Origin of the sequence: Fortiea sp. LEGE XX443, from assembly GCF_015206815.1 — a bacterium.
Lineage (GTDB): Bacteria > Cyanobacteriota > Cyanobacteriia > Cyanobacteriales > Nostocaceae > Nostoc_B.
In genome coordinates, this window is the sequence record NZ_JADEXZ010000052.1 from 26,083 (window position 1) to 43,995 (window position 17,913).

Here is a 17,913-nt window from a genome sequence, read left to right on the forward strand (position 1 = left end):
AAAATTTCAAGTTTGAAATGAATTAGACTTTTTTCAACCAGCTAAACATTGCCCTTAAGTCTTTGCCAACTGCTTCAATGGGGTGTTCGGCTTCTTGACGACGCATGGCAGTAAATCCTGGTTTACCAGATTGATTCTCTAAAACGAATTCACGGGCAAATTGTCCTGATTGAATTTCGCGGAGAATTTTCTGCATTTCGGCTTTGGTTTGTTCGTTGACAATTCTAGGGCCGCGGGTGTAGTCGCCGTATTCTGCGGTATTGGAAATGCTATCGCGCATTGTGGCTAAACCACCTTCTACAACCAAGTCAACAATCAATTTGACTTCGTGCAGACATTCAAAATAAGCTAATTCTGGTTGATAACCAGCTTCTATCAAAGTTTCAAAACCAGCTTTGATTAAGGCGCTTAAACCGCCACATAATACTGCTTGTTCGCCGAATAAATCAGTTTCGGTTTCTTCGCGGAAAGTGGTTTCGAGAATACCGGCACGGGTTCCACCGATACCTCTAGCATAAGCCATCGCGCGATCGCGTGCTTGACCACTAGCATTTTGATAAACAGCAAACAACGCAGGTACACCTTGCCCTTGTTCATAAGTCCGCCGCACCAGATGACCAGGGCCTTTGGGTGCTACCATCACTACATCTACCTCGGCTGGTGGTACAACTTGCCCAAAGTGAATATTAAATCCGTGGGCAAAAGCCAACACATTTCCTGCTTCTAAATTAGGTTCAATTTCGGTTTTATAAACGGTTTTTTGAATTTCATCTGGTAACAAAATCATGATGAAGTCAGCCGCTTTCGCCGCATCTGCCACATTTTTTACGGTTAACCCAGCGGCTTGGGCTTTTTGTGCTGACTTGCTTCCTGGGTATAGCCCGATAATCACATTCAAACCGCTATCTTTCAAATTCAGGGCATGAGCATGACCTTGGGAACCATAGCCGATAATAGCAATAGTTTTTCCAGCCAAAAGGTCTAAATTGGCATCTTCGTCATAGTACATCCGGGCCATAGAAGCATCTCCTGTCAGCAAGCATCATGATTATTTATAGGCAGGCTTTTGATCTTACCCCAAATTGTGTAACTACAGATAAGCCATAAAACATCAAATTTACTTACTTAGGCTGCTAATAGGGAAATGGACTTAATAAAGGTCAATCCTAGTCATGGCTCTGAAGTTATTTTGGTATTAACCAAGGTAAAAATTTTATGATTATCGTGGTGATTTTCTAGTCGTGGCTGGAGTTATCTGCTGCCATATTCCTAGTCGTTTATTTTTAGCATTGGCTTGGGCGATTAAGTATTGAGTTTTAGTTTCTTCGCAATTGTCGATAGAATCTTGGTCAACAACAGCATTACCTTTTGCTACTAAGCGGAGATTAACGGACTGATTATCTACAAATATTTCGCCAATGATGCGATCGCCTTCATTTTGTGTAACTCTTCTAATAACTACAGGACTACCCACTGGTAACACTTGTTTGAGTTCCTGCGTGGCTGCTAAACTATATGGTTTTTGTGTTGCATTCGGTAAATTAATACAAGTAAGTTTAACTGTCTGGATTTGTCCTGTATCCTCTTTAACGCGAATTATATTGCTATCCCCTATACCAACTACTGTAGCCAGAACTAAAAGTAGCTCAAATAAATTCATCATTTTTAACTGAGTATTTTTTTACACTGTAACTTTGAGTCTATTTCAGTAATCTGGTAATTCCTGTGATTTATCTCACATAAGTAATCAGACAGAATTAATTACACAAATTTTTGACTGTAACCTGTAACCTTTAACCTGTCACCTATCTCCACCCATGAATTTTATTGTGTCCGACTACTTATACAGGTTCAGCAAAATACTTGTTACATAAATTGCAACAACCTCATCTGGAAAATTTTCCTCGGTGATACTGAAATTACTTTCATCTATCCGAGGTTAGATTATGAATTTTTCTCTGCCGTTACCACGCAAATCTGCTTTACTTGTGAGTGCTTTACTGGGAGGCTTTGTTTTCACCAGTTGTGCTTCTGCGCCGCAAAATTTCTCTGGCACATCATTACCGCCGAGTTTAGCCAACACCGAATTAGCCAGTCAACCAGCAGCCGACATTGCCACCAATATCGGCCAAAAAGCGGCAGATGCACCAATACCGCGTGCGCGTCCCCAATTAATCAAAAAGGCAGTAATGAAGGTAATTGTGAACTCTGTAGATCAAAGCATTGATGCTGTCTCGCAAATTATTGAAAAACAGCAAGGTGACTTAATCGGATTAAACGAACGCCAACCAACTAAAGACAATTTACGCCACACTGCATCCATACAGATGCGAGTTCCACAGAATTTGCTGGAACTGACATTAGCAGAATTGGCTAAATTAGGCACAATAGAAAATCGTAATATTACGGCAGAAGATGTAGGCGATCGCTTGGTGGATTTCCAAGCTAGATTAACTAATCTCCGCAAAACTGAAGCTAATTTACAAAAAATTCTAGATCGAGCTAGTTCAGTCCGCGATGTGCTAAATGTTGCTCAAGAACTCGGTCAAGTCCGGCAATCCATAGAGCAAATTGACGCTCAACTCAAAAACTTACAAAATCAAGTAGCATACTCCACGATTACCCTAAACCTGGAAGCCGCAGTATCTAGTACTAGTCCTCAACGTGCCACTGGTTCACAAATTCAGGAAACTTGGAACAAGTCCACCCAATCTTTAAGTGGATTTACTGTTGGTTTATTAAAGTTGGGTATATGGTTAATGGTTTACACGCCTTATCTGTTCATTTTAGGTGGAAGTGTCTACGGCTTTATCCGTTGGTGGCGCATCCATACACCACGAGAAACTAGAGAGTAGAAGCAAATGACTCTTTAAAAGGATTCCACTCATTCAGCCGAATACATAAGAGCAAAAATCTGGTAGAGTAACTCGGAACGTAAGCTGAAAATCCGTTTCCGCAGATGCTATCTGGGCAATATGGTAATTTTCAGGTGTTTAGGCAACTACTAACTTGGGAAAAACTATGAAACCTTTTCTCTTTGTCACTGACTTGGATCACACCCTCGTAGGTAATGATCAAGCTTTAGTAGAACTAAGTAAAATACTGAGTCAACATCGTCAAGATTACGGCACGAAAATAGTTTACGCCACAGGGCGATCGCCTGTGCTTTACCGGGAATTGCAAGTTGAACAAAATCTGATAGAACCAGATGCGCTTGTCTGTTCTGTGGGTACAGAAATTTACCTCAATGGCAGTGATCATCCAGATACAGGCTGGTCAGATATCCTCGCGCCTGGGTGGAACCGCGAATTAGTATTTTCAGCAGCTAAGTCTTTTTCTGAGTTGACACCGCAACCAGATTCGGAACAACGCCCTTTTAAGGTGAGTTTTTTCGTCAAACAAGAATTAGCAGATAAAATTTTACCAGAAATTGAGACAAAATTACAAAAATATGCTTTAAATATAAAGTTAATCTATAGCAGTGGTATTGACCTTGACATTGTACCGCTTTCCAGCGATAAAGGTCAGGCAATGCAGTTTCTCCGTCAAAAATGGAAATTTGCAGCAGAACAAACAGTTGTCTGCGGTGATTCGGGTAATGATATTGCTTTATTCGCTGTAGGCAATGAACGGGGAATCATAGTCGGGAATGCCAGAGCAGAATTATTGCAATGGCATACTGAGTATCCTAATGACTATCGATACTTGGCACAAGGTTTTTGTGCTGGGGGAATTCTAGAAGGACTACATTATTTTGGTTTTTTAGAATGATTAGCTATCTCAAAGGCATTGTTGCTGGTATTCAGACAGTTGGTGGTAATCGCGTTATTTTGACTCTCGAAGTCAATAATATTGGGTATGATTTGCAAGTTCCTCAACGGTTGGCACAGCAGTTGCCAGAATCGGGAGGGGTGGCACAAATTTTCACCCATTACCAAATTCGGGAAGAAGTGCCTTTACTCTATGGCTTTGCTTCGCCAGCAGAACGTGATTTATTTCGTCACTTGCTAACGGTGAGTGGTATTGGTGCAGCTTTAGCGATCGCTTTATTAGACACTTTGGAATTACCAGATTTAGTCCAAGCGATTATCGCCGGCAACACCCAAATCTTAATTCAAGCCCCTGGTGTGGGCAAAAAAACCGCAGAACGTATCTGTTTGGAATTGAAAAGCAAGTTAATTGAGTGGCGCAAATCGGCCGGATTCTTCGTCGCCACCGATGGCCCAGCACCAGGGATTTTGGAAGAAGTGCAAATGACTTTGTTTGCGTTAGGTTACACAGCCCATGAAGTCAGTCACGCCTTACATGTCGTGAGTGAAGACATTGGACTGCCAAAAGATGCCTATGTGGAAGATTGGATTAAACAAGCGATCGCCCATCTCAGCAGCGAACAAGTTCAGTAGTGATTCTGTTGTCTCACAATCTAATCGCACTCAAATCGGTTTCAGTCAAGGAATTTAAAAACGTCCACAACTGCAAATCGGTAAAATCGGGAATTGCCATAAATGCACCGATCGCTTGTAGAATTTCAGGATCGTGGGTGGAAGCGATGCCAATGGTACGAATACCAGCAGCAACAGCAGCACGAATGCCAGAGGGGGAATCTTCCAAGGCGATCGCATTCTCTGCGTTAATCTCCAATTTGTCTAAGGCAACTTGATAAGGTGCTGGGTCAGGTTTACCAGCGGTGCAATCCTCTGCCAAAATCACTGTATGGAAGGCTTCTTTAATGCCCAAAACCTCTAGCATAAATTCTGCATTTAACCTAGGGGCATTGGTTACTAATGCACGCTGTAATTGATGTGCCTCCGTCCACGCTATTAATTCAGCAAAGCCACTCAATGGTTGTAGGTGGGAAGCAAGTTGGCGAAAAAGCGCTTCTTTGTCGTCAGCAAATTTTTGCCCTTCTGCTGCTGATAATTGTGGCAAGATATCTTTGACAATTTCCGGGTTCAAGCGACCGCTAATCCGAGATTTGTAAAATGTTTCATCAATCTCTAGGCTATAGCTAGACAACATCTGTTGCCAAGCTTGGTAGTGAATCGGGTCAGTGTTGACAATAGTGCCGTCTAAGTCAAAGAGAATGGCAGCCAGCATAATTCTTTAACTGTAAATAATTATTAACTTTCTTTACACAGTTTACATTGTTTGATTCTCGTTAAGTGATTGTTATTGAGTGATTACGAGATCAGAACTCAAAATTGTTGGTGAAGTTTTAGAAATCTATACTGGACTAGTAGCAATTTGCAATTCGCAATTACGAAAGAAGTAGTTTGGGTAGAGTGATAGCAAAACCAACATCACCAGGACTTTGTTGGGTTTCCTTGCGTCAACCCAACCTACTAGCTACTAGCACTTCACACTTCATACTTCAAAACATGATCGCTGCTAACAATTTTTTTCGTGTTGATGATTTATCAGTGCAGATTTACGACTCTGAAGCTGAAATGGCTATAGATGTTGCACAAATCGCACGCAAGTATTTAGAAGATATCCTGAAAAAACAGGATACAGCAGCCGTATTATTAGCAACAGGTAACTCTCAACTCAAATTTCTCGATGCGTTGATAGAGTTGGGTGGTGTAGATTGGTCAAGAATTACTTTGTTTCATTTAGATGAATATTTAGGAATTACTGCCGACCATCCAGCCAGTTTCCGGCGTTATCTGCGGGAACGTGTAGAAAAGAAACTTTATCCGCAGCAATTTCATTATCTAGAAGGTGATACATTAGAGCCTGTAGCAGAATGCGATCGCTACACTCAACTGCTGCAAGCACAGCCAATTGATTTATGTTGTTTAGGTATTGGCGAAAACGGACACTTGGCTTTTAATGATCCATCTGTCGCCAATTTTCAAGATCCTTATAGTGTAAAGTTGGTCAAATTAGATATCCTAAATCGCCAGCAACAAGTAAATACTGGTCATTTTCCCAATATTGACAGTGTACCGCAGTACGCTTTTACTGTTACTCTCCCTTTAATTTGTTCGACCAAAAAAATCATCTGCCTAGCACCAGAAACACGTAAAGCCCAGGTAATTAAACAGATGCTACAACAGACTATTACTACCGATTGTCCTGCTTCTATCCTACGCCATCAACCACAAGCCACGTTATTTTTAGATGTTAATTCTGCTAGTTTGCTGTAGAAAAAAGCTAGAAGTCATAGCCTACAAAAAAGGTATGAAAGTCTTTTCATTTCTACACTCTGCCTATTCCCTATTCCCTAACTTAATCCTAGACAAACAAGCCTCAAGATAAGGACAGTCTTCACATTTAAGTTCTTTCCCTGGATTAGCACATCCACAGGGAGGAGAAATGAAGCATTCGCTTAGTTTTTTAGGTGTTGAATAATTTTGAAATATTATCTCCGAAGCTGCTTCTTGTAGGCAGAAAATAACATCTTGCACCATAAGATTTAACCTTGGTCTATTTAGGCAAACTAACACAATAAATTGCAATGTGATTTTTCACATGTCAGTGGAAGTTTTATGCTACAGACCATCTTACCCATGCTGAGACTTGATCTTCGTAGACAAACTCTCTCCTGTGAGAATTAGCAGTCTCAGCTACTAGTACTTTCAGAGTTACGGTCTGTATATTATGATTAATAATTTCATGCCCGTAACCAATAACTTTTCCTAGATGACCTGTTTGTTGATTTAGCACATAATCACCAATGGTGAACATAATGGCACTTCAACGTTTGTAAATACATGATTTTTTATAAATTCTCTGTAAAGAGACAAATAAAAGCCTCATCCCCACAGCATGATTTAATTTATGCTTAGGAAGTATCTTATATTTATTTAGTTTCTTACTATAGATAGATGTCAGAATCCAAAAATTAAAATTGGCAATATATAAATTCTTAATAAGTCATCGACTACTTAACAGTTAGTAAAACCCGATTTTTTGGCTCGATTATTGCCAAAATCGGGTTTTGTGTGCCTCCGTCTTAAAGATTCGACTTCATTTATTAAACGCTAATTCTTTTTTCTGTTTCATAATGTTTAAATACTCATTGCGAGTTCCATCTACACGGTAGTGATCGCAGATGCGGCAGAGTTTGAGGACATCCAATCGACTAAAGACTTTTTGACGTTCAATTCCGTTATCGTTTCTCCAACGCCAAAAAGTGGTACGGTCAATACGGCGATCGCTCTCAGGCCATCTTCTGCGAGATAAAAAATCTACCAATTCTTCTTCGTAAAATAAGTAGCCTTTTGGTAATTTCAGAAGTTCTTCTCTTAAATCATTTAGCGGGATGAGTGGATCTAGTTCAGATAGTCTCATGCCAGCAAGCCCTTATAGTTTCGTGTACGTCCAATTAAACAGAACGCTACATGCTGCAACACGGTTTTATCACTTTCAGATAAATTTTAATACTGTAAAGTTAAGGCTTAATGAAGTAATGAGGTAGTAGGGTGAACTTATATATTTATTCTCCCTACCACTCTCTTTACCAGCTTTTCTCAACAAACAGTATAAATTTACATGATTTAATCAAACACGATAAACTGATTGATAGTCAATTGCAATCCATATGCAACAGACTTCGTATCAGCTCAAAAATTAGCAATTTTTGCATGGGCGATCGCAAAGCTTACACTACATTTACCCAAAAATCGGCTGTGTCAACTTTATCATTGCGCTGGAACTGCATCCAAAGTTTATAAGTTCCTGGCTGAGGAAAGCTCGTGACAAATTCTATCTGTCCATCTGAGCTATTTTTGAGAGCATGGGCATGGATATAATCGGAGACTGTCAAGGGTGACGAACTTTTCAGAATCACTAAATGCCCTCTTTCACCTAAATAAGGTTGTAAATCTTTAATTGGCTGATTGTTTACCGCATCTTTGATACCAAAGTTTAAGGTTACTTCTTTACCCGCTTGGATATTTTTATTGGCAACACTTAGATTAACTTTAGTGTTAGATAATACTTTAGTCTTTTCAAACTTTTCTAAATTTTTAGGTAGGGGAATTGAACCAGGAATTTTGACTTGCATTAATGACACTACCTCTTGTTTTCCCGATGGTTTATAGTCACTAAACAAGCTATATTCACCAGGGCTAGAAAAGTTAGCACTAACTTCAAAACGACCATTACCTTTGTAGGTAGGATGAATGTGATCATAAGTTGCTAGATCATTTCTGATGACAATTAAGTGCATCAGTTTTTCTTGAAAAGTATCAAACTTGTCGATGGACTTTCCCGTAGTATCTTGAATATTAATTACTAAATTTACAGGCTGATTCGGTGCTATATTCTTTGGTGCAGTCAGTTTAGCTTGGGTAGTAATTTTTGTATTAGCTTCATGACTCATATGTTCCATTGAGTGTCCCTGATGGCCGCTCGATACATTGTGCGAATGATCAGTAGGATTTGATTCACCACCAGATACCTGCGCTTCGCCAGATTTTGTCACTGATGAGCAACCAGGAGCTATTAATAGGCTAGTTAATACAATAATTCCACTCAAAAAACGCTTCATTTTGCTCTTATTCTCCAATTAAAGCTAGTTATTCACTAAAAATGTAGCTTAACTGCACACAAAATGGTTAACCAACAGTAAGCCAGCAGAATACAACGTGTTAGACTTCTGGATTCTGTTGTAATTAATAGTACTTAAGTATATTTGCATCTCTTAACTTAAAGATTAACAGCCTATTAGATAGATACTGTAAAATCCTCTTAGCAATATGTAATATTTATTATGTAATAAACAGTAACTTCAGAATATTTACGGTAACAATAAACTAGTTTTTGAGATAATTTAATAACAATCAATATTTATTACATTACTTAATTAAAAAGCTAATTATTGTGCGGTATGAAGGATATGGGTACTCTATGAGTATTTGCACACGTAGGAGATAGAAAACTCTCCATCAGCCTTGATGCTCTGGTAAAGACTTTTACAATAAATAGGTTTTGAGGATGGCGTTTTTAGATAATTTTTTTTTCCTAACCAGTTTATACCTCACGGACATTGCTATCTCTGGAAGCCAGGATTAGTCTGGCTGCATGTTGTTTCAGACTCGCTAATTACACTAGCTTATTATTCTATTCCAATGATGTTGGTGTATTTTGTCTGCAAACGAAGAGATGTGCCTTTTGACTGGATATTTTTAATGTTTGGCGCATTTATTATTGCTTGCGGCACAACCCATGTCATGGATGTGTGGACACTGTGGCATCCCACCTATTGGCTATCAGGATTAATTAAAGCAATCACAGCCTTTGTTTCGGTAACTACAGCCATAAAACTTTTACCATTGATACCTCAGGCACTAGTTTTGCCTAGTCCTGCACAACTAGAGGCCGCAAACTCTCAACTAGCAGCAGAAATTGCCGAGCGTAGGCAAGCCGAAGAAACTCTTGGTACATTACTCGCTCAACTAGAAATCAAAGTCGAGGAACGGACATCTGAGTTAAAAAGAATCAACGAATCATTAGAGGCAGAAATCTCTAAACGTAAACAAATAGAAAAGGCATTACGAGACAGTGAAGAGCGATTCCGCACGGCATTTCATCAAGCAGCCGTTGGTATTGCCCATGTAGGTTTAGATGGAAAATGGTTATTAGTTAACCAAAGACTTTGCGATATTGTTGGTTACACACCAGAAGAACTAGAGTTACGCACTTTCCAGGAAATTACTCACCCAGACGATTTAACTCAGTCTCTGAAGTATGTTGAAGAAATATTAACAGGTAATATTCAAACCTATGCAATGGAAAAACGCTATTTCCGCAAAGATGGTTCTCTTATTTGGATTAATCTCACTGTATCTTTAACACGCAAGACTTCGGGAGAACCAAAGTATTTTATTGCTGTTGTCGAAGATATTAGCGATCGCAAACATTCTCAAGCACAAATTCAAGCATCACTTCGAGAAAAAGAAGTCCTACTCAAAGAAGTTTACCATCGAGTAAAAAATAATTTACAAGTAATTTCTAGTCTGCTCAGTTTGCAATGTGAGTATATCAAAGACAAACAAGACATAGAAATTTTTCAACAAAGTCAGCAGCGCATTGCCTCAATGGCTTTGATTCATGAAAAAATGTATCAATCTCCAGACTTAGCGCGGATTGATTTCGGTGAATATATTCGAGATTTAGTTGCTAGTTTGTTTAGTTCTTATGAAGTCAATGAAGGAGCTATTTCTCTAAATCTCAACATCGATAGTCATGCTCTTTTTGGTTTAGATTTAGCTATTCCCTGTGGTTTAATTATTCATGAACTCGTTTCTAACTCCTTAAAATATGGCTTCCCTCAAGGTGGAGAAGGAGAAATTTATATTGAAATTGCCGAAAATTTTAACCAACATTTTACCATCATTGTCAGCGATAATGGTGTTGGATTACCGCAAAATTTCAATTTCAAAAATACAGCATCCTTAGGTTGGCAGTTAGTCGATGCGTTGACTCAGCAAATAGCAGGTAAAATAAATATTCAAAGTCATTCAGGTGTAGAGTTCCAAATAACATTTCCTTTAATATAATTAGATGGGCGTAAATATTTAACATTGTTACTTAAATTTACAATATATACATGACAGACGCGAGTATTTTAGTTGTAGAAGACGAATCTATTGTTGCAAAAGATTTACAAAATAGACTTAGAAAATTTGGTTATACAGTGCCTGCCATTGCTTCTTCAGGACAAGAAGCTATTAATAAAGCTGTAGAAATCAGCCCTGATTTAGTGCTAATGGATATTAGATTAAAAGGGCAAATGGATGGCATAGAAGCTGCGGCAGAAATTCATAAATATTTAGATATTCCTATTATTTATTTAACTGCTTATGCAGATGAAAATACTCTAGAAAGAGCCAAAATCACAGAACCGTTTGGTTATTTACTCAAACCTTTTAAAGAAAGAGAACTACAAACTAATATTGAAATAGCTCTCACCAAGCACAGACTAGAAAAACAATTAAAAACTAACCAACAATGGTTATCCACACTCCTGAACAGTATCAGTGATGGTGTGATAGCCACCGATGTCAATCAACTAGTAACTTTTATGAATCCTGTAGCGGAAAAGTTGACAGGATGGACACAAGTAGAAGCCAGTGAAAAAAATATATCAGAAATATTCAAAATTATTGATATAACCACTCGTGAACCTTTAGAAAATTCGATCAACAAAGTTCTACAATCAGGTGCGATCGCGCCTTTATCGGTAGCAACTATACTGATTGCTAAAAATGGTGCAGAAACACCAATCGATGATAGCGCCGCACCCATCAAAGATAACAAAGATAACATTACAGGGGCGGTGTTAGTGTTTCGGGATGTAACGGAACGCCTACAAGCAGTGGCAGATCGGCAAAAGCAAACAGAACAGGAGCAACTTGTAGCACAATTAGAAGAACTGAACCAACTCAAAAATGACTTTTTAAATTTAGTTTCTCATGAATTGCGATCGCCCCTCTGCCACATGAAAGGGATGATTCAAATGTTACAGATGTCAAATACTGTTCAAGAACAGCAACACTTTCTAGAGGTTTTGGAAGCAGAGTGCGATCGTGAAATGGAACTAATCAACGATTTACTAGACTTACAACGACTGGAAAATTCATTTTATCTCCAGCTTGCGCCTGATTTGTTACTCCTGCAACAGTGGCTGCCTTGGGTAATTGAGCCATTTCAAACCCGCACTCAAGAACATCAACAAACCTTGCAGCTAAATCTTCCGCTCAATTTGCCTTCACTATTCTCTGATCGTACTAGCTTAGAACGCATCTTAGTCGAATTGCTCAATAATGCCTGTAAATATACCCCCGCTGGTGGTGAAATTATTTTGAGTGTCAGCCGCGAAGTTGCTGAAATTCCGATCAAAACTATCATTACCGTCAGTAACTCAGCAGAAATTCCTGCCGCAGAATTACCCAGAATTTTTGAAAAATTTTACCGCATCCCCAATGCTGACTTTTGGAACCAAGGTGGTACAGGGTTAGGATTAGCGATCGTGCAGAAGTTAGTAGAACAGCTGCGAGGTAGCATTCAAGTCACAAGCAACCAAGGATGGACGATGTTTACTTTGACATTGAGTGATTTAGAACTGACTAGCTAATAGGGGTGTATATCTGTACGCGGAGATGGCAAAATGCTAAACCGCCAAGTCAAAACTGTAGCCGCACTAGCTAAACCAATTGCTAACCCCCACCAAAGACCAATAGCTCCATAACCTGACCAAATTCCCAAGACGTAACCAGTTAATAAACCAACACACCAGTAAGCAAAAATCCCAATCAGCATCGGGATTCGAGTATCTTTTAGTCCTCGTAATGCTCCGGCTGCGGTGACTTGTACCCCATCAACAATCTGAAAAATCGCTGCTACAGCCAGCAATTTCACCGCCAAGGCAACCACATCTTGATTATTCGGATTGTCGATGTCGAGGTAAAGAGAAACAACTAACTCCGGAACTAACCAAAAAATTATACCTGCAACAGCCATAGACAAAGCTCCCAGAGCAATTCCCACATATCCAGCCAGACGGACACCATTCAAGTCTTGCTCTCCGGCTAACTGTCCAACACGTACTGTTGTTGCTAGAGAAATGCCAAGTGCAATCTGAAATGACATAGAAGCTGTTTGTAAAGCAATTTGATGAGCAGCTAGGGCAGTTGTCCCCAATTGTCCGATGAGAAACGTCGCAACAGTGAACAATCCAGCTTCCACTGTAATTAGTCCACCAATGGGCAAGCCAACCTGAAAAATCTCCCAAAAAATGCGGCGATTATGTTGATTAAAACTGTAATTAGGTGAAGGGTGAAAAATTTTGTAAACTGCAAAGCGACGTTGACTAAATATATAAACAGTCAAGGCAATAAACATACTCCAAAGTGACAGTGTGCTTGCCCAACCGATACCAGCTAGTCCTAGAGCGGGTAGTCCCAATTTGCCAAACATTAAAACATAGTTAGCTGTAATATTCAGCAGAGTACCCAAGACAACAGTTACCATGACTAACTGTGGTTGCGAGAGAGCAGAAAGAAAGCTTTTAAGCACAGCAAAACCCAAACCAGGGATAAAACCCCAAGCGATCGCTCTTAAATAAGTTTGTGCTAATAATGCTGTGGTGGCATTCTGTCCCAACAATAGTAGTAAAGCGCCTCCATGCCACAGGAGGAGTGTAATCGGTATCCCCAACAGCAGAGATATCCCTAACCCTTGTTGCACAATCTTGCCAACCCGTTCAGGCTTTCCGGCTCCGTATGCTTCCGCAACTAAAGGACTGACAGCGACAATAATACCCGTAGTGATCAGCAGAAAAAAGATAAAAATTGCAGCACCCAAACCTCCAGATGCAATAGTCTGACTTCCTAGCCAGCCCATCATCACTGTATCTACAAAGCCAGTTGCTGATTGAGCTAGTTGTGCTGCTGCTAGAGGCACAGCTAACAGCAAACATTGTTTAACTTCAAAAATCAATCTGGATCTAGTGGCGTTATTATTCATCATCAATCTATGTATGGAAATAAAGTGACTGAAAAAATATTAAATTTTAGCTAACCAAACTCTTTTATTTTGTTAAGCTTAAATGCAATAAGTAGATTTCATCTAAAAGCTTTCACCAAGATTTGTAATTGCTTTTAGGCAATTTAATTAATATTTTGTTTTCAGATTTCAGGCATACATTTTTCAGATAAATTCCCCAAAATTGCCATCTGGGTGAATGATTTTGGCGTTTCTTTAGCCAAATAAATACCAATAAAGAACCATACTGCCAAAATCGAGAAAAATCAAGATTACCAGAGGAAGCTAAAATGGAAATTTTTGATTATGTAATTTTAGGAGCCGGACTCGGTGGACTTTCTGCGGCTGCTTGCTTAACTCGACAAGGATACAGGGTTGCCGTTTTAGAAAAACATTATTTGCCTGGAGGCTGTTGCCACACATTTGATTATGGTGAATATAGTTTTTGTGCTGACGTGCATTATATTTCTCAATGCGGAATTGGTCAGACTATCACTCAATTTCTCGACTATATTGAACGGGATGTACCTTTTAATAGCCTTGACCCAGATTGTATAGATCGAGTCATCACACCAGAAACAGATTTTAGAATTCCTTTAGGATGGGAGAATTTGCGATCGCGTTTGCTCTCCAGTTTTCCTGAAGAAACAGATGCTATCAACCGCTACTGCAATGAGATTCAGCAAATTCATCAAGAAATTCACCATCTTGTACAGGAAGTGCGTTGGTACGATCAAAAATGGTCTGACTGGTTAAAATTGCCGAAATATTGGCATCTATTTAGAAAACGAAATTGGACTCTGCAAGACTTATATAACTATGTCGGCTTATCACCCAAACTGCAAGCAATTTTGGCAGGGCAAAGTGGTGACTATGCACTTCCACCCGAAGAAATTGCACTGTTCACCCACACTTCTTTAGTTTGGGACTATTCAGAAGGCGCTTACTATCCAAAACATCATTTCAAACACTTTGTAAACACCATTGTTGCAGCTATTACTTCAGGTAGAGGTGTGATTGAATATTCAACACCAGTTGAGCATATTCAAGTTAGCAATCGCACTATCCAAGGCGTACTTGCCAATGGTAAAACTTATGTTGCAAACAAAGCTTATATCAGCGATATCGACCCTAAATTAACAGTAGAGTTGATGCGTAACCCTCAAGCTATCAGCCGCAAAGAACGTCAACGGTTAACCAACTATGAATATTCTGCTAGTGCATTTAACATTTACTTGGGTTTAGATAGTCGCTTTGATCCGCAACGTTACGGGATTGGTAATTGGAATATCTGGTACTATCCTACAGGTGACTTAAATAAAGAATATCAACAGCAATTAGCAGGAGATTTGAGCCGTTCTTGGATTTTCCTGTCTTGTCCAACAATGAAATCTAGTGAACCAGGAATGGCTCCAGAAGGCCATCATGTTTTAGAAATTGCTACAGTCTGCCCTCACGCATCTTTTGAAAATCTCCACAAAACTAATCTAAAAGCTTATAAAACTAAAAAGCGGGAAGTTTATCAGCAAATCATGGCCAGTGTGCGGGATATAATTCCCGATGTAGATAAATATGCTCGGATGAAAGTTTACGGTACACCAACTACTAGCGAGTTTTATCTAGGACAACCCCACGGTAATATTTACGGCGCGAAGTTAGTACCTCAACAAGTTGGTTTAAATCGTCTGGGATATGTCACAGAAATACCTAACCTCTTTTTTGTGGGGGCGAGTGCAGGTTATCCCAGTGTGCCGGGTGTGATTGGTAATGGAATGGATGTAGTGGAACTAATTACAGGCGAATCAGTCCGACGGAAAACAGAACCATCTCCATCCTTGGTAGGAGTTGGGTAAGTAGTCGAACACAAGTAAAGTCATAGGTGGAGATAGGTTACACTTCGGCATGGTTTGACCGCGCTCACCCGCCGCTCAGTGACCGCAGGTTACAGTCAAAAATTTGTGTAATTCATTCTGTTTAATTACTTAAATAAGTAGAACAGTTTAAATAAACCGAAGTATGTAACGAAAAGTAAAGTTACCTAAAACCCTCTTTCCTTCTGCCTTCTGCCCTCTGCCTCCTGCCCTGTCATAACGACAATTTTTAACATCGAGCTACTTACATTACACCCAAAACCTAGAGAAGTTACCACCAACAGCATTATTTGCTATTGGTGGTTAATTTCACCCCTCTAAATGATCGATTTCCTCTGGTTCATATTCATAGGTATTGATCAGCTCTACCACTTCTTCTTCCTCGTCCTCTTCCTCATCTTCGTAATAGTTTTCCACAAATACGTAAGGTTCTAATCGACCAGTACTAGCTAACCAATCGAGCAAGGATTGTTCTTGCTTGAGAGGTATGATAGCTGCTGGCTGGTAACGGGGTTCTTCGTGGAGAGCGGGGTTAGACAGCTTAACCATTGTTGTTTACCCCGGAGAATCTATTTAAATCCGAAGTTGCCTTCAGCAATTGTGTTTAGAAATAGAGAAGAATGTAATTAACATCTTTCTGATACCTCAGCGAATTCCTGAGACAACAAATCGGTATAATTAACAGTCTGCTGCTTGCAATATCAAAAACCTCTGACTTCTGGCAGATGTTCTTCTCTCCACGAGAATGATTTATTGGTTGGTCTTGCTGGGTAAATTATGGTGTGCGATCGCCTACATTATTTCACGGCTATTGATGGGTAAAATGTGACTTTACCCATAACTTTGCCACCCCTGGAAGCATAACTTTGCCGCAAACAATACTATAACCCTCATTCTTGCGTCAGCTAATTTTGAATGAAATTGGCAGTTTGGAACCATAAGTTTGCCGTTAGTCTAAATTAGAAGGATAAGCTTGCCGTGAGTCCAATCAAGCATACAAAGCAGGAAAGTAGCATCCGTGAGAGGTTAGGATAAAGGCAGAAGTGTTGAATGTTAAGAAATATGTGATAAAAAACGCCCAAAATATGGTAAATTTTGGGCAAAAGATTAAAACAAATTGATTGATAATGATTGTAAATTCATTTCCCAAGATTGTCAAAGATATACTCAGACCGTTACCAAAAAATGATTATCCGGTTTTGAACAGCCGTCTTTACGTTGAGTGTTGGTTGGCTTATGCCTTGGATAATAGTTTAACAAGTATGCGGAACTTATTTAAACGATTAAATAATACAGGAATCGACGTAAGTATTTCAACATTTTCCCAAGCTAACATACATAGAAGTCAAGAAACATTCCAAAAGATTTATCATCAGTTGCAAAAGTGTTGAATGTTAAGATTTTGAGGATATTGCTCAAGATGTGCATTGGTGTTGGTGATACCAAATTCGAGTGTTTAATGACTTTATTCTCAATAGGACAAGAAATTTACCTGGGTAAAACACAAAGATTGTAAAGTTGTGTTGCGAGATTCAACACTTTTGCTTTATTGGATATTGGGGCAAACAATTTCCGAGTTGAATTTAGACAGAAATAGTTTTTGCTTTTTATCTTGATAACTCTGCTAACATTATGCACTTTCCTAAAATTAAACACTGGTTTAACTTTTATCTAACCCTTGTGTTAAACAAAAGGTTGACAAATTAAGATACTAAGACACGAGGAATTATTGTTTCCTGAATTTCCTTGCCTACTGTTTGTTCAGCTAACCTCAGTTCATAGTTTTTCTGAAGATTTAGCCAGAGTTCTGCACCAGTTCCAAAATATTGCCCTAATCGCAAAGCTGTATCAGCTGTAATCCCTCTTTTTCCATTGATGATTTCGGTAATTCTATTTTTTGGAACATGAAGAACACGAGCTAAATCACTGGCTGTCATTCCGAGTTCAGTAATTTCGTCAGCAAGAATTTCTCCTGGGTGGATGGGTGGACGTGCCATTTAACTCTCCTTCAGTGATAATCTGTGATTTCTATGTTGAAGGGCTTGGGAAAATCATCAGGCCAGTTAAAGCAAATTCTCCATTGGTCATTAATTCGGATACTGTACTGACCTTTCCTATCCCCTCCTAAAGACTCAAAACGATTACTTGGTAGCTGCATTAAAGCTTCTTTGTTGGGGGCGGCTTCTAGGATATCTAGCCATTTTTGTGCTTGTCTCTCAAAAGATTGAAACTCTTTAACCCTTTCTCCTAAAGCAAATCTCTCCGTTCTTTTATCTTTATATCTAGGGTATTCATCTGACGGAGACATATGGAATAGTCTTAAAATACTAGTAGAAGTTATGCGTTCCATAACTCATAACTCACAAAATATAATCTAACACAAGTCACGTTAAATTCTGCTGTAAAAAAGTTACTTTTAACGTAAGGATTCAGGTAACAGAGTATTGACAAAGGGGACAGTTGAGGTGGAGTATCACAAATATGAACCAAAACCTGCCTCAAGAACTAGAAAAAGAAAGTTTGGGCCAGTTATCCAAAGAAGAACTGG

Annotated in this window: 17 protein-coding genes and 1 pseudogene; 8 read left to right on the forward strand and 10 right to left on the reverse strand. The window is 39.2% G+C overall.

The features are described 5' to 3' along the window. Positions 1–22 precede the first annotated feature (22 nt). Both ilvC and IQ259_RS18440 read right to left on the reverse strand, forming a co-directional pair. On the reverse strand, positions 23–1,018 hold the full coding sequence (ilvC, locus tag IQ259_RS18435) for a ketol-acid reductoisomerase (RefSeq protein ID WP_193887383.1): 996 nt from the start codon (positions 1,016–1,018) through the stop codon (positions 23–25). Between the two features lie 201 nt (positions 1,019–1,219). Further along, the gene (locus IQ259_RS18440) at positions 1,220–1,663 is read right to left on the reverse strand and encodes a thermonuclease family protein (RefSeq protein ID WP_228014622.1); all 444 of its coding nucleotides are present in this window, start codon (positions 1,661–1,663) and stop codon (positions 1,220–1,222) included. A gap of 283 nt (positions 1,664–1,946) precedes the next feature. Between IQ259_RS18440 and IQ259_RS18445 the strand changes: the two genes are divergently transcribed. From IQ259_RS18445 to ruvA, 3 genes are all read left to right on the forward strand, one after another. Further along, positions 1,947–2,855 carry a DUF4349 domain-containing protein gene (locus IQ259_RS18445; protein ID WP_193887385.1) on the forward strand — a complete coding sequence of 303 codons (909 nt, stop codon included), beginning with the start codon at positions 1,947–1,949 and terminating at the stop codon, positions 2,853–2,855. Positions 2,856–3,021: 166 nt separating this feature from the next. Next, positions 3,022–3,771, forward strand: coding sequence for a sucrose-phosphate phosphatase (locus IQ259_RS18450; RefSeq protein ID WP_193887387.1), 750 nt, complete (start codon positions 3,022–3,024; stop codon positions 3,769–3,771). After that, positions 3,768–4,403 carry a Holliday junction branch migration protein RuvA gene (gene ruvA, locus IQ259_RS18455; RefSeq protein WP_193887389.1) on the forward strand — a complete coding sequence of 212 codons (636 nt, stop codon included), beginning with the start codon at positions 3,768–3,770 and terminating at the stop codon, positions 4,401–4,403. Before IQ259_RS18450 ends, ruvA begins: the two co-directional genes overlap by 4 nt. Before the next feature lie 13 nt (positions 4,404–4,416). Here ruvA and IQ259_RS18460 read toward each other — a convergent pair whose 3' ends face one another. Beyond that, positions 4,417–5,097, reverse strand: coding sequence for an HAD family phosphatase (locus IQ259_RS18460; protein ID WP_193887391.1), 681 nt, complete (start codon positions 5,095–5,097; stop codon positions 4,417–4,419). 281 nt (positions 5,098–5,378) lie between these two features. Here IQ259_RS18460 and IQ259_RS18465 point away from each other — a divergent pair, with 281 nt between their 5' ends. Further along, positions 5,379–6,149, forward strand: coding sequence for a glucosamine-6-phosphate deaminase (locus IQ259_RS18465; protein WP_193887416.1), 771 nt, complete (start codon positions 5,379–5,381; stop codon positions 6,147–6,149). 340 nt (positions 6,150–6,489) lie between these two features. On the opposite strand, the gene IQ259_RS18470 is transcribed toward IQ259_RS18465, so the two are convergent. From IQ259_RS18470 to IQ259_RS18480, 3 genes are all read right to left on the reverse strand, one after another. Further along, positions 6,490–6,690 carry a hypothetical protein gene (locus IQ259_RS18470; protein WP_193887392.1) on the reverse strand — a complete coding sequence of 67 codons (201 nt, stop codon included), beginning with the start codon at positions 6,688–6,690 and terminating at the stop codon, positions 6,490–6,492. 282 nt (positions 6,691–6,972) lie between these two features. Next, positions 6,973–7,296, reverse strand: coding sequence for a hypothetical protein (locus IQ259_RS18475; RefSeq protein ID WP_193887394.1), 324 nt, complete (start codon positions 7,294–7,296; stop codon positions 6,973–6,975). 310 nt (positions 7,297–7,606) lie between these two features. After that, a complete protein-coding gene (locus IQ259_RS18480; RefSeq protein WP_193887396.1) occupies positions 7,607–8,497 on the reverse strand; it encodes a hypothetical protein in 891 nt (296 codons plus the stop codon). A 640-nt stretch (positions 8,498–9,137) separates the two neighbouring features. Between IQ259_RS18480 and IQ259_RS18485 the strand changes: the two genes are divergently transcribed. Beyond that, positions 9,138–10,508 carry a PAS domain S-box protein gene (locus IQ259_RS18485; protein ID WP_193887398.1) on the forward strand — a complete coding sequence of 457 codons (1,371 nt, stop codon included), beginning with the start codon at positions 9,138–9,140 and terminating at the stop codon, positions 10,506–10,508. A 50-nt stretch (positions 10,509–10,558) separates the two neighbouring features. Next, positions 10,559–12,085 carry a hybrid sensor histidine kinase/response regulator gene (locus IQ259_RS18490; RefSeq protein ID WP_193887400.1) on the forward strand — a complete coding sequence of 509 codons (1,527 nt, stop codon included), beginning with the start codon at positions 10,559–10,561 and terminating at the stop codon, positions 12,083–12,085. Here the strand turns inward: IQ259_RS18490 and IQ259_RS18495 are convergent. Next, entirely contained in the window at positions 12,082–13,479 is a 1,398-nt protein-coding gene (locus IQ259_RS18495; protein ID WP_228014624.1) for an MATE family efflux transporter, read from the reverse strand. The two genes, IQ259_RS18490 and IQ259_RS18495, sit on opposite strands and share 4 nt — an antisense overlap. Before the next feature lie 305 nt (positions 13,480–13,784). On the opposite strand from IQ259_RS18495, the gene IQ259_RS18500 reads away from it, so the two are divergent. Beyond that, on the forward strand, positions 13,785–15,347 hold the full coding sequence (locus IQ259_RS18500) for an NAD(P)/FAD-dependent oxidoreductase (protein WP_193887402.1): 1,563 nt from the start codon (positions 13,785–13,787) through the stop codon (positions 15,345–15,347). A 327-nt stretch (positions 15,348–15,674) separates the two neighbouring features. On the opposite strand, the gene IQ259_RS18505 is transcribed toward IQ259_RS18500, so the two are convergent. Further along, on the reverse strand, positions 15,675–15,914 hold the full coding sequence (locus tag IQ259_RS18505; RefSeq protein WP_193887404.1) for a DUF3134 domain-containing protein: 240 nt from the start codon (positions 15,912–15,914) through the stop codon (positions 15,675–15,677). Positions 15,915–16,492: 578 nt separating this feature from the next. Here IQ259_RS18505 and IQ259_RS18510 point away from each other — a divergent pair. After that, positions 16,493–16,750, forward strand: a pseudogene (locus IQ259_RS18510) (IS4 family transposase); the annotation flags it as partial. Between the two features lie 318 nt (positions 16,751–17,068). Here IQ259_RS18510 and IQ259_RS18515 read toward each other — a convergent pair. Both IQ259_RS18515 and IQ259_RS18520 read right to left on the reverse strand, forming a co-directional pair. Continuing rightward, entirely contained in the window at positions 17,069–17,362 is a 294-nt protein-coding gene (locus tag IQ259_RS18515) for a HigA family addiction module antitoxin (RefSeq protein WP_193887406.1), read from the reverse strand. A gap of 11 nt (positions 17,363–17,373) precedes the next feature. Then, a complete protein-coding gene (locus IQ259_RS18520; protein WP_228014625.1) occupies positions 17,374–17,715 on the reverse strand; it encodes a type II toxin-antitoxin system RelE/ParE family toxin in 342 nt (113 codons plus the stop codon). Positions 17,716–17,913 lie beyond the last annotated feature (198 nt).

Coding starts and splice junctions, on each gene's coding strand:
- IQ259_RS18450 (WP_193887387.1), top strand. CDS start 3,022: ATGAAACCTTTTCTCTTTGTCACTGACTTGGATCACACCCTCGTAGGT.
- IQ259_RS18480 (WP_193887396.1), bottom strand. CDS start 8,497: ATGAAGCGTTTTTTGAGTGGAATTATTGTATTAACTAGCCTATTAATA.
- IQ259_RS18465 (WP_193887416.1), top strand. CDS start 5,379: ATGATCGCTGCTAACAATTTTTTTCGTGTTGATGATTTATCAGTGCAG.
- IQ259_RS18500 (WP_193887402.1), top strand. CDS start 13,785: ATGGAAATTTTTGATTATGTAATTTTAGGAGCCGGACTCGGTGGACTT.
- IQ259_RS18475 (WP_193887394.1), bottom strand. CDS start 7,296: ATGAGACTATCTGAACTAGATCCACTCATCCCGCTAAATGATTTAAGA.
- IQ259_RS18470 (WP_193887392.1), bottom strand. CDS start 6,690: ATGTTCACCATTGGTGATTATGTGCTAAATCAACAAACAGGTCATCTA.
- IQ259_RS18495 (WP_228014624.1), bottom strand. CDS start 13,479: ATGATGAATAATAACGCCACTAGATCCAGATTGATTTTTGAAGTTAAA.
- IQ259_RS18490 (WP_193887400.1), top strand. CDS start 10,559: ATGACAGACGCGAGTATTTTAGTTGTAGAAGACGAATCTATTGTTGCA.
- IQ259_RS18520 (WP_228014625.1), bottom strand. CDS start 17,715: ATGGAACGCATAACTTCTACTAGTATTTTAAGACTATTCCATATGTCT.
- IQ259_RS18440 (WP_228014622.1), bottom strand. CDS start 1,663: ATGATGAATTTATTTGAGCTACTTTTAGTTCTGGCTACAGTAGTTGGT.
- ilvC (WP_193887383.1), bottom strand. CDS start 1,018: ATGGCCCGGATGTACTATGACGAAGATGCCAATTTAGACCTTTTGGCT.
- ruvA (WP_193887389.1), top strand. CDS start 3,768: ATGATTAGCTATCTCAAAGGCATTGTTGCTGGTATTCAGACAGTTGGT.
- IQ259_RS18485 (WP_193887398.1), top strand. CDS start 9,138: ATGTTTGGCGCATTTATTATTGCTTGCGGCACAACCCATGTCATGGAT.
- IQ259_RS18505 (WP_193887404.1), bottom strand. CDS start 15,914: ATGGTTAAGCTGTCTAACCCCGCTCTCCACGAAGAACCCCGTTACCAG.
- IQ259_RS18460 (WP_193887391.1), bottom strand. CDS start 5,097: ATGCTGGCTGCCATTCTCTTTGACTTAGACGGCACTATTGTCAACACT.
- IQ259_RS18515 (WP_193887406.1), bottom strand. CDS start 17,362: ATGGCACGTCCACCCATCCACCCAGGAGAAATTCTTGCTGACGAAATT.
- IQ259_RS18445 (WP_193887385.1), top strand. CDS start 1,947: ATGAATTTTTCTCTGCCGTTACCACGCAAATCTGCTTTACTTGTGAGT.